At 41.9% G+C, this 12,119-nt stretch carries 6 protein-coding genes; 4 read left to right on the top strand and 2 right to left on the bottom strand.

The features are described 5' to 3' along the window. Window position 1 precedes the first annotated feature (1 nt). From AAG807_RS14270 to AAG807_RS14285, 4 genes are all read left to right on the top strand, one after another. Window positions 2-1,351 carry a TolC family protein gene (locus AAG807_RS14270; RefSeq protein WP_341905254.1) on the top strand — a complete coding sequence of 450 codons (1,350 nt, stop codon included), beginning with the start codon at window positions 2-4 and terminating at the stop codon, window positions 1,349-1,351. Between the two features lie 8 nt (window positions 1,352-1,359). Continuing rightward, window positions 1,360-2,472, top strand: coding sequence for an efflux RND transporter periplasmic adaptor subunit (locus tag AAG807_RS14275; RefSeq protein WP_341905256.1), 1,113 nt, complete (start codon window positions 1,360-1,362; stop codon window positions 2,470-2,472). A 67-nt stretch (window positions 2,473-2,539) separates the two neighbouring features. Continuing rightward, a complete protein-coding gene (locus AAG807_RS14280; RefSeq protein ID WP_341905259.1) occupies window positions 2,540-5,692 on the top strand; it encodes an efflux RND transporter permease subunit in 3,153 nt (1,050 codons plus the stop codon). Window positions 5,693-5,883: 191 nt separating this feature from the next. Next, window positions 5,884-8,124 carry a phospholipase D-like domain-containing protein gene (locus tag AAG807_RS14285; protein WP_341905261.1) on the top strand — a complete coding sequence of 747 codons (2,241 nt, stop codon included), beginning with the start codon at window positions 5,884-5,886 and terminating at the stop codon, window positions 8,122-8,124. Between the two features lie 185 nt (window positions 8,125-8,309). Here the strand turns inward: AAG807_RS14285 and AAG807_RS14290 are convergent, their stop codons facing one another. Together AAG807_RS14290 and AAG807_RS14295 are read right to left on the bottom strand one after the other, a co-directional pair. Then, window positions 8,310-9,770 (bottom strand): T9SS type A sorting domain-containing protein, encoded by a 1,461-nt coding sequence (locus tag AAG807_RS14290; protein WP_341905263.1) that lies wholly within the window; start codon window positions 9,768-9,770, stop codon window positions 8,310-8,312. Between the two features lie 185 nt (window positions 9,771-9,955). After that, window positions 9,956-11,764 (bottom strand): YfiR/HmsC family protein, encoded by a 1,809-nt coding sequence (locus AAG807_RS14295; protein WP_341905265.1) that lies wholly within the window; start codon window positions 11,762-11,764, stop codon window positions 9,956-9,958. Window positions 11,765-12,119: the final 355 nt, after the last annotated feature.

Here is a 12,119-nt window from a genome sequence, read left to right on the forward strand (position 1 = left end):
TATGAAGGAGAGAACACAAAATTATCGCCTGAGCTTACTGATGCTCCTTGCTCTTTTGGCTGGAAGCATGAGCTTTGTCAGGGCACAATCCGGTCAGATGTCATTGCAGCAATGTGTGCAATATGGTTTGACAAAAAACTCAGGAGTTCTGAAATCCAAACTGGATATTGACCTCAGCAACGAGAAAAGAGCTCAAACACTTGCTGATTATTTGCCACAGGTCAGTGGATCAATATCCGTACAGGATAACCTCAAGTTACAGACTTCGATTCTTCCGGGAGAATTGATCGGACAGCCGGGAACACAAGTTCCGGTTCAATTCGGTACCAAATTCAACACCAGCGCAGGAATCGATGCAAAGCAAGTGCTTTACGACCAATCGTTGATCTACGCCATGAAATTGACCAGACAAAATTTCAAGGTTTCGGAGCTCAATGTCAAAAAGACTGAGGAACAATTGATCTATGACATTGCCAGTGCTTATTATGGAGCTCAGGTTTCATTCACACAAAAGAAACTGGTCGAATCCAATTTGGTTCAAGTAGATTCCCTCCTTAAGATCACTCAGATTCAGTTTGACAACGATGCTGCAAAGCAGTTGGATCTGGACAAGCTGACAGTGAACCAAACGAATCTTCAAACAGATCTTTCAACAAGCACAACCAATTATGAAAAGCAATTGATGCTTCTAAAGTATTATATGGGAATGCCGCTTGACCAAGCAATCGAAGTTCCTGCTATCGACATGACTGAAGAGACGGCAACACTCATCAATACGGAATCGTTGAACAATACAGACCTGGAACTGATCCAGGCGCAACGGGAGGTTTATTCGGTGACTTTACAACAAATCAAAGCGGGTTATTTGCCTTCACTTTCATTGAGTTTTCACTCTTCCGCACAAAACCAGCAGAATGACTTCCGCATCTTCAGTAAAGACGCTAAATGGTTTCCGAATTCCTATGTCGGCGTGAACCTGAATATCCCCATTTTTGACGGACTTGCCAAAAACTCACGGGTAAAGCAGACCAAAATCCAAATGGAACAATCTGAATACGAAGAAAAGTATTTGACTGAAAACTTGAAAATGCAACGGGCAAATGCAAGTAATGCATTGAAATCAAACCAAGCGGCTCTTGCAAGCCAAAAGCGAAATATTGAACTTGCTCAGAAAGTATATACCATCACACAAGCCCAGTTTGTAGGTGGAATTGCAACTATGGCGGATATTGTGAATGCAGAAACATCCTTACGCGATGCACAGACCAATTATCTAAAAGCATTGATACAAGTAAAATTAGGTGAATTAGACCTTATCAAATCAACAGGAAATATCAGAACATTAAACTAATACAAGACATGGAAAATCAAGAACAAAATAAAGGGTCTCAGCAGACCAAAAAGAAGGGTGTATTCAGAAGAATCATTTTACCAATCCTGATCGTAGTCCTTGTTCTCGCTGTTATAATCGGCAAACTGGGAAGCAACAAGGAAAAAATGGACGCCAACGCATCTATTACGGAAAAAAAAGTGACCGTTTTCCCGGTGACAGTAGCTCAACCAACAATGGAAACTGTTTCTCAGGACTTCGAATTGAGTGGAAACTTCATTCCGGACCATCAATTGAGCTTTGTTTCTGAAGCTTCAGGTCGGGTAAGAACATTGAATATCGAAAACGGTGATTATGTAACTGAAGGGAAAGTGATTGCGACTTTGGATAACGAGCAAATCCGTATTGACCTTGCTCTGGCTAAAACAACTTTGGATAAAGCAAAATCGGATTTGGAAAAATACGAGCGCATGGTTGCCAGCGGAGCAGTAAACAAGCAACAAGTAGAAGAAATGCGTATGAATGTGAATACGGCAGATGCAAAAGTGAAAACCTTGCAACACAGCTTGAAACTGACTACCATCGTTTCTCCCATCTCCGGTGTTGTTTCAAACGTAGCTATTGAAAAAGGAAGTTATCTGGCTCCCGGGACTGCAATTGCTGATATCGTTGACATCAAATCACTGAAGATGAGCGTGAAATTATTGGATATGCAAGTGATTCGGGTAAAGACAGGACAATCTGTTAACATCGTTCCGGATCTGTATGCCAATTCCACTATTCCAGGAAAAGTAGCTTCCGTTTCACCACAAGCGGATGGTTCCAAGAAATTCGACACGGAAATCCGTTTTACAAATCCTTCCAAAACTCCTTTAAAATCAGGAATGACAGGAAAAGTGAAATTCACATTCGGCGGAACGAAAGAAGCATTAACAATTCCATTGAAATGTCTGGCAGGAAGTATCAAGGATCCAAAAGTATTTGTGATTCAGGGTGGTAAAGCGAAATTGACGAAAATTGAAATCGGTGCAATAGACGATGATAAAATCGAAATCGTATCCGGTTTGACAGAAGGAATGCAAGTGGTAAAAACCGGTCAGTTGAACATCGACAACGGGTCCAAGGTTAAGATCATCAAATAAGAAAAAGCAAAGCTTTTGATGAAAATCAAGCGGCAGCGCAGATAACGAAAAATAATATTGAAGAAATATGTCTATTACAGAATTAGCCATAAAGAGACCCTCGTTGATCGTTGTGATCTTCTCGGTTCTGGGTTTCCTCGGAATTCTCAGCTATTCCAAATTGAATTACGAGCTGATGCCGAAATTCTCTATTCCTGTGGTAACTGTAACAACACAGTACCCGGGAGCATCTCCTTCTGAGGTTGAGACCTCGGTAACCAAAAAAGTAGAAGATGCACTTTCAGGCGTAGAAAACCTGGACTACACACAATCCACATCGCTGGAGGGAGTATCTACCGTTGTACTGATGCTGAAGAATGATGCCGATGCGGATAAAGCACTGCAGGAAGCTCAGCGAAAAATCAATGCCATACTCTCCACTTTACCGGAAGAAGTACTTTCGCCATCCTTGGGGAAATTCTCCTTCGATGAAGCACCTATCATGAGTGTCGGTATAACTGCAAATATGCCTCCGACAGAATTGTATTCCATGGTGAAGGATGATATCTCCCCTTCCCTAGCGAAAATGGAAGGAATGGCACAAATCAGCATGGTAGGTGGTGAGGAACGCGAAATCAAAGTAGAGGTAGATCGGGAAGCTTGTGAGAATTATGGAATTTCTATTCTCCAGATCACGAATGCAATCCGCACTTCAAACCTGGAATTACCAACCGGTAAAGTAAAAGGCGACAATTCCCAGGCAATGATCCGTTTGAGAGGAAAGTACAAGGATCTGAATGAATTGAACAACTTGGTGATCTTCAACGATCCAAAAACGGGTTCACCGATAAGATTGAATGAATTGGCAAGTGTTACGGATGCCTCCAAAGAGATTAAAACATTCAACCGGATTAACGGAACGAACTCTCTGGGTCTTCAGATTATGAAACAAACTGATGCCAACGGGGTAGAAATCAGTAAGAACGTAAAAGAAGAATTCAAGAAACTGGAAAAACAATATGCGAAACAAGGATTGAAATTCGATATTTCTTCCGATTCTTCCGACTTTACGCTTGCTGCTGCAGATGCAGTTGTTACCGACCTTGGTCTGGCAATCTTTATTGTAGCATTGGTGATGTTATTGTTCCTTCACAGTATACGAAATGCTGTCATTATCATGATTTCCATTCCGGCATCATTGATTTCTGTTTTCATTGCCATGTATTTGCTTGGTTTCACCATGAACTTGATGACCATGCTCGCAATTTCACTCGTGGTTGGGATCCTGGTAGATGACTCGATTGTTGTATTGGAGAATATCTACCGTCACCTTGAAATGGGGAAAGAGCGCAAAAAAGCAGCATTGGAAGGACGTAATGAAATTGGATTCACGGCAATGGGGATTACCCTGGTCGATGTGGTTGTATTCCTTCCGTTGACCATGGTCGGTGGTTTGATCTCCAACCTACTTTCTCAATTCTCCCTGGTAATTGTTATCTCGACCTTGATGTCGCTGTTCGTATCCTTTACCCTAACGCCGCTTTTGGCTTCCCGCTTCGCGAAGGAAACGGTGTTAACCAACAAAACGTTAGGCGGACGAATCGTCATGACTTTTGAGCGTATCCTGAAAAACATTACCACCTCTTATGGTCGCATGCTGACGGTTGCTTTGCGCAGAAAACGATACATCATTCCTGCTGCTGCACTTGGGATTATTATTATTCCCATGTTACTCTCACCGTACATCGGTGGTGAGTTCGTCAGCCAGGGTGACCGCGGAGAATTCGTGATTTCTTTGGAATTGCCTCAGGATGCCACGATCCAGCAAACGAATGCAACAGTTCAACGGGTAGAAGATTACTTATTCAATAAACCGGAGGTAATCAACGTCTTTACCAGTGTGGGAACTGCCAGCGGAAACATGGGGTCTTCAAGTAATGCCAATAACAAAGCACAGTTGACAGTGAAAATAATCCCTAAAGAGGAGCGCGACCAATCTGCAGCAATTATTGCCCAGTTAATGAAGCAGGATCTGGAGAATATGCTCCCTGATGTCAAAGTGAACTCGGCAACTGTTGGTATCATGGGTGGAGCCGATGATGCTCCGATCCAGATCGCAGTAAGCGGAAACGATATGGACTCGAACTATGTAGCGGCGGCCAAAGTGGTCGAAACATTGAAGTCTATCAAAGGAACTGCCGAAGTAAAGGTATCCGTTGAAACAGGGAACCCGGAGATTACAGTAAACATTGACCGCGATAAGATGGCTGAACTGGGACTGAACATGAACACGGTTGGTTCCACGCTTCAAATGTCATTCAACGGAGATGATAATTCCAAGTATTCGGAAAATGGAAAAGACTACGACATTTTGGTAAAATACGATGATTTCGATCGGAAAAACACAGAAGATGTAAAAGAGGTTTACTTCATTAACGACAAAGGAGAAGAAATCAAATTGAGCCAGTTTGCAAAGATCGGTAAAGCAAGTGGTCCTTCGAAATTGGAACGCATGAACCGTATTCCTTCGATTACTGTTACTTCCCAGGTATTAGGGACTTCCAGTCAGCAGGTAACGGATGAATTTGCAAAAATCATTGAAAAAGATCCGCTTCCAAGCAATACGGTTTACAGTTTTGAAGGTGATGCGAAAAACATGGCTGAAGCATTCGCAAACTTAATGTTAGCGATCCTTGCTTCCATCCTATTCGTTTACCTCATCATGGTGGCATTGTATGATTCCTATGTATATCCTTTCGTTGTCTTGTTCTCCATTCCATTGGCGATCATCGGAGCCTTGCTTGCGCTTGCGTTGGCATCGGAACCAATCAGTATCTTCTCCATGTTGGGTATGATCATGCTCATCGGATTGGTAGCGAAGAACGCAATCCTGATTGTCGACTTTACAAACCAGAAGAAGGCCGACGGACACAATACCGTTGAAGCATTGATCATTGCAGGTCAGGCACGTTTACGTCCGATCCTGATGACGACACTTGCTATGGTTTTCGGTATGATGCCAATTGCATTTGCTCACGGAGCAGGAGCTGAATGGAAAGCCGGATTAGCTTGGGTATTGATTGGTGGTTTGACCAGTTCGATGTTGCTGACGCTAATTATCGTTCCATGTGTTTACCTGATCTTCGATATCTTCAAAAGAGAAATTTCCAATAAAAAAGCACGAGCATTGCTCAAAGAAGTTGATGTGGTCGCACTAGGGCACGAGTACGATCATAATTAACACCAATAACCAAGAGGAATGCCTTCGTCAATGACGAAGGCATTTTTTTGTTATATAGAATTTTGGCTAGCATTGTCTTTCTTTAAGAATAGTTCTAGTAAACCCTTTTAGTGACCACAAACACCATTCTTCGGTAATAATTGCATAACAACTGTTCCCGAATTTTGCCATTGATTATTAAGATAAAATTCATGACAAAACATTTCCTATTCGTTATCGGTTGTTTTTTAGCCGTTATTTCCGTTAAAGCACAAGATATCGCAACAGCTCGTAATGCTTCTGTTGGAAGTACGGTCACTTTTAGAGGAGTTGCTCTAAATGGTTCTGAATTACCCAACATCCGTTACATTCAGGATGCTACAGGTGGAATCGCAATTTATGGTACAAACGTTACCTCTATCCAGCAAGGTGATTCGGTATTGATTACGGGAACAATGACCAACTATAATAATCTTTCGGAAGTGACTCCTGTTACTTCAATGAGTGTACTCTCGAATGTGGCACTTCCAGCTGCACAGTTAATCACCGATATTTCAACAATCAGTGAATTGCATGAAAGCGAATTGCTTCATTTTGATGGGTGTACATTTGCTAACGGTGGAGCAACCTTTGCCGGAAACAGCAATTACAACATAACGATGGGCGGGCAAACAATGCAGGTACGGATAACCAATGGAAGCCCTTTGGTTGGAGAAATCATTCCGAGCGGGACCGTTAATCTGACTGGAATCCTATCGCAATACTGCTTTACTCCTACTACCGGTTGTACTTCAGGTTACCAATTGCTTTTAAGAACAATCAGTGATATTCAAAGTACCTCATCCATTTACCTCACCCAATCAATCAGCACTTCTGCAATTACAACCACCGGATTTGATATCGACTGGTCAACCAACATTGCAGGAACGAATTCGTACATCAAATACGGATTGACACCCGCTTTGGAGCTTGGGACGATTCCTTCCGGAAACACTCTCAATCATGTTGCTACGATAACAGGTCTGACGCCTGCAACTATCTATTATGTGCGTGCTTATTCTTATAACGGAGCCGATAGTGCGGTAACACTGGAACGCACCTTTGCAACACAGTCACTTTCTTCCGGACAGATCAAAGCATATTTTAATCGCAAAACAGATATCAGTTATTCTACAGGAACCAATGCAGCTTATTTGAATCATTTGGTAGCTGATACCTTGGCGGCTTATATTGACAGAACGGACTATTCACTTGATATTTGCATTTACAATTGGGATCATTCGTTTGATGCAACGAAAATTATCACGGCCGTTAACAATGCTTATACTCGTGGCGTAAAGATCCGGATTATCAATGATGGAAGCTCCCAAAATTCAGCAATCACCAGTATCAATGCTTCTATTCCTATATTGACTTCTCCACAGGGAAGTGATTATACGATCATGCATAATAAGTTCGTGATTATGGATGCGAATGTGAGTAACCCGAATCTTCCGGTTGTTTGGACCGGATCTACAAATTTCACAGACAATCAGTTGACAACCGATGCAAACAATGTGATCATTTTCCAGGACCAAAGTTTGGCTCGTGGTTATAAACTAGAATTTGATGAAATGTGGGGAGACAGCAGCCAGGTTTCACAACCCAACATGACATTGTCAAAATTCGGACAGTTTAAAACCGACAATACTCCTCATGAATATGTTATTGGCGGGAAACGTGTCGAATCCTATTTCAGCCCGTCGGATCAGGTAAATACTCAAATCTTGAATACCATTGCTACTGCTGATGATGACTTGTATTTCGGTGTGATGGTCATTACCCGTTCAGATCTTGCTTATGCAATTCGCGACCGGATTCAGCAACAAGCATTGGCTGCAAAAGGAATCATTGATGATGCTTCGACATCCGCAACACCTTATGGAATCCTTTCTCCGGATATGGGCGCGAATCTGGCTGTCAACGGACATAATTGGATCTTCCACCACAAGTACATCATCGTTGATGCGTCGAATACAACCTCCGATCCAATAACATTGACAGGTTCACACAACTGGAGTAACGGTGCCGACCAAAAAAATGACGAAAACACGGTAATCGTTCACGATGCTTCCATCACGAACCAATACTACCAAGAATTTATGGGAAGATGGTGTGAGCGCAATGGGATGAATTGTTCCTTAGGTTTGGACGAATTAATTACCGAACAAGCGATTTCAGTTTATCCGAACCCGAATAAAGGAATATTCTCTGTTCAGGTTCCCGGTGATGGCAGTTTGGCTGAAATCAAAGTGACCGATATCACTGGCAAAAAGATTTATACTACCCAAATCAAAACAGAAAACGGAAATACTATTGTTGATTTAGCAATACCAGCTCTTAAGCAAGGTCTTTATGTTTTGAATTACACTATTAACGGACAGACTTCCACAACACGGGTTGCAGTTGACTAATTTTCTTTATTTGATTAGTTCGACTAGTCTTAAATAACTACAGGAAAGGCACCTATATTGGGTGCCTTTTTTAGTTTAGCGAATGAATTCTAAGCATACTTTTATATCATCTGCAATTTGTCGCAGTTGCCCCCAAACCAGCTGTGTACTTTTGGTAATCAATCCCTTATGTAAATCAGAAATAATCATTCTAAAACAACCTTCTCCTTATAAACCTTCCCGGATTTCGTTTCCAGCACCACGTAATAAATTCCTTTCCGGAGATTATCAGGAATAGAGATCGTAAAAATTCCTTCGCTGATTTGTTGGTTACTCACTGAAACCTGCTGACCAGCTGAATTGATCAATTGAATAGTCGCTTCGGTGCTTAACCCGGATTTCACCTGAAGGGTAGTTTTTCCATCTGTTTGGACAGTGAATAGTTCAATTTCAGTATCGGTTTCAGATTCACTTAACCCCAAAGAATTCGGATCAATCGTTCCTTGCAGGTATCTCACATTACTCCCCACATTATCACTGTATACAACGTGAAATTTTCCGTTTGAAAACTGAATATCCGGTCGGGTTTGTGATCCTGTAGCACCTTGTGTCAAGGTATCTATATTCACTCCCAGACCAGCGGTTCCTGTCACGGAATAAGTGAAGAAAATATCGTTGGAACCGCCATTTGTATTTTGCCAAACGACTGCAAGTGTATCTCCTTTTCCAGCTATGATCGGATAATTTTGAACTCCCAGGCCTGTGGGGAAAATTTTTCGATGAGTACCGATCTGTTGGTTATTCAGGTTTGCTGAACTAATATATACATCTCCATTACTCATCCAGGTCGAAACAAGAGAGTCTCCCGATATCACACCGGATGGTCCACTCGAAGGACAAGAAGCTATAGACCAATTGGTTTGATCAACTTCTGCAAAAGACGTGAAACTTGCACTTCCATCGGTAGAATAACATCCCCACATTTCACGGATATTATTGTCATCATTGCGGAAAAGTAATACGTGTTGGTTCCCGGAAGTAACAACCGTTGCCGGACAACAATCACAGACAAATCCAGGGGCTGATGCTGTAGGGTTTATCGGAGCCAGATAAGTTGCTCCACCTGTTGTAGAACGCGAGATGGAATATTCCGGATCTTCAAAAGCCGAGTTAAAACGCATAAAGTTGACCACCGGATTTCCATTCAATCCAACTGCAATGGATGGAAAACGCGGAATATCCGTTCCAATCTGATCTACCCGGACTGTATCCTGAAATGTAACTCCACCATCCAGTGATCGGATAGTATAGACCTGAGCGGTTGTTGCAGATGGTTCTGTACTGAAAACCACAAAAACAGTGTCTCCGGATGCCGCAATTTCAGCCCCTGTCCAGGTTGCAATATACGGGAACACACCAGCTGGATTGAGAGTTATTGGGCTCGTGAAGCCAGCTCCATTCCAACGGGCAGTATAGATTTTATCGGTTCCACCATTCTCCCAAATCACTTGCGGATTATCTCCGGATGTCAATGCAATTCGTGGATATATATTACTGTAAGTAGATCCCAACGCCACAGAGATCGGAGCGTTCCAATTTACGCTTTGAGCAGATGAATAAGTGGTGAAACTAAAGATTGAGACGATTCCAAGTACTAATTTCTTCATAATGTATAATTTGAATAATGATTAAAAATCAGGCGATTTTCTCAGGTCTCACATTCAAACATAAGAAATTGCGATGATTATAACTGTTAACGAGAAAAGTTTGGATTTGGTTTGAATGGCAATAAACAGCCAAACTCGCAGGTGAAAATCAACCTTAATCAATATTCCTGTGCAAAGCCTCCGGATTACCCGATGCGGATTCCCAAAACCGTAATATCGTCAATCTGTTCGAAATCCGAACCGTTTGCGTATTTCCAATTCTCCATGGTTGAATCCAGGATCTGACCTTGCTCAATCATTGGTTTGTGGGAATTCTCTGCAAGCAAGTTTTTGAAATTCCGGCTCATGAATTTCTTCCCTCTTTCTCCACCGAACTGATCGGAATAACCATCCGTGAACAAATAGAAGATGTCTCCGCGTTTTGCAGTGATCTCATGATTGGTGAATTCCTTCATGTCCGGATAGATTGCGATCGGACGCTTATCCGGCTTCAATTCTTCCAACTTGTTGCTCTTCGAAGAAACGATATAGAGCGGGTTATTCGCACCCGACCAATGGCATTTAAGTGTTTTATTGTTGATCAGGAGCAAGGAAATATCCATTCCATCCATCTGTTCACCTTGTATCCCTTTTTGTTGCAGGGAATCAATCACCTTGTCACGAAGTTCATTCAGAATGATGTCCGCACGCGTAATTTCCTGCTGTTTCACAATTTCATTCAGAAGACTGATACACAACATGCTGACAAATGCGCCAGGTACACCATGCCCCGTACAATCGGCAACTGCCACCAAAGTCCAATCACCCCGACGATCTACAAAGAAGAAATCTCCACTGACGATGTCTTTTGGTTTGAACATCACGAAAAACTCGCCCGGGATAGTTCCTTTAATGGTTTGTTCATTTGGTAAAACAGCGTTCTGAATGCGCAAGGCATAACGGATACTATCGGTCAATTCAAACAGGATCTTCTCAATCTGGTCTTTCTGACCGCTAACAATCGCGTGTTGTTCCGAAAGCTGAACCATGGATTTCTTGCGATGGACGGAACTGCGGTATAAAACATAGACCGTCCCCAGAATAAGTAATAGAACGACAAATCCCATGATCAGGATAACCCGTTGCATTCCCAATTTCTGAAGTTGTTCGTTAATTTTTCCTTTTTGCTCTTCAATACTTCGTTTCTGATTGAACAGGATATCTTCCTGATCGGAAATGGCTCGCGTCTGACTTTCGAGTTTTTGATTCTGCTCTTCCAAAATACTACTTTGCTCGTCGAGCATCTTGACCTTTTCCTTCAAGGTCATTTGCTGGTAATTGATCTTCGCCTTCTGTCCCTGGATTGTTTGATCCTTAGCCGCTACTTTTTCACGCTCTTTGTCCAGCTTTTCGCGCTCCTTATCCAATTTTTCCATCGATTCGGTGAGCAATTGTTCCCACTGAACCGTCCCTTCCATGTAGTTTTCAAATTGGTTGGTGAGCTTCAACCCGGCCTTTTCCATGTTCTCCTGATTGACCGTGAAATCGTCTTTCTTCAGGCGTCCGTTAAAGTTGACCATCTCGCACTCATCATCCTTCATTGAATTGGTGATTAACAAGGTATGATTTCCGGAAATGGCTTTTGCTATCTTTTCACTCTTCTTATTGAATTTCTTATCGACACATAAGATCTGAGTGGGATTGATCGCTTCCAGGTTTTTAAAATGTACCACACTTACCTTTTTCCCTTTGAGAGAAATCCCTTCGTATTTTTTTCGGATGACGCTGTAAAAAGAAGTGTCGCTATCGAGAACCCCGATCTGGAATGTCTGAAATGAAGCTTGATTCTCCCAAGTCGTATTCAACATGATGATGTACATACTAGTCGCAATGGATTCATCAGATCGAGAAAACTGTGCGGAAGTATTGAATGTCAGGGCAAAACATGCTAATAAAAGCGCATAAATTCCCTTCAATCGGTTTGCGAATAATCCTGTTAAGGCTATATTGTTCATGTTCCCAATCAAATTAATTTGTTCGAAACGGTTTCGTTTTAGCGTTTAATTGGCGCAAAGGTATGAAAAACACAAGGTTTTACTATTAACTGAATAATAAAAAGAATGCGGTCTTGAAAGGAAATTCCTACCGATTGGAATCCCATTAGGGAGAATAAAAACCAGTCTATGGGCACCTGCGCTCTATTAACTCTGATATCGAAACTAATTCGAATGAGTCTTTAGCGGGAATCACTGAGTGGTTGCTTGTTAAAATTCACAGTTTAATTAAAATAAGCATGAAAAATGAAATTTTCAATAGTGAATTTCACGGTTTGGATCCGGTCATTTGTTTTATCTTTTAGTTTAACTTCGT

This window comes from Fluviicola taffensis DSM 16823 (assembly GCF_943372375.1).
Classification (GTDB): domain Bacteria; phylum Bacteroidota; class Bacteroidia; order Flavobacteriales_D; family Crocinitomicaceae; genus Fluviicola; species Fluviicola taffensis_A.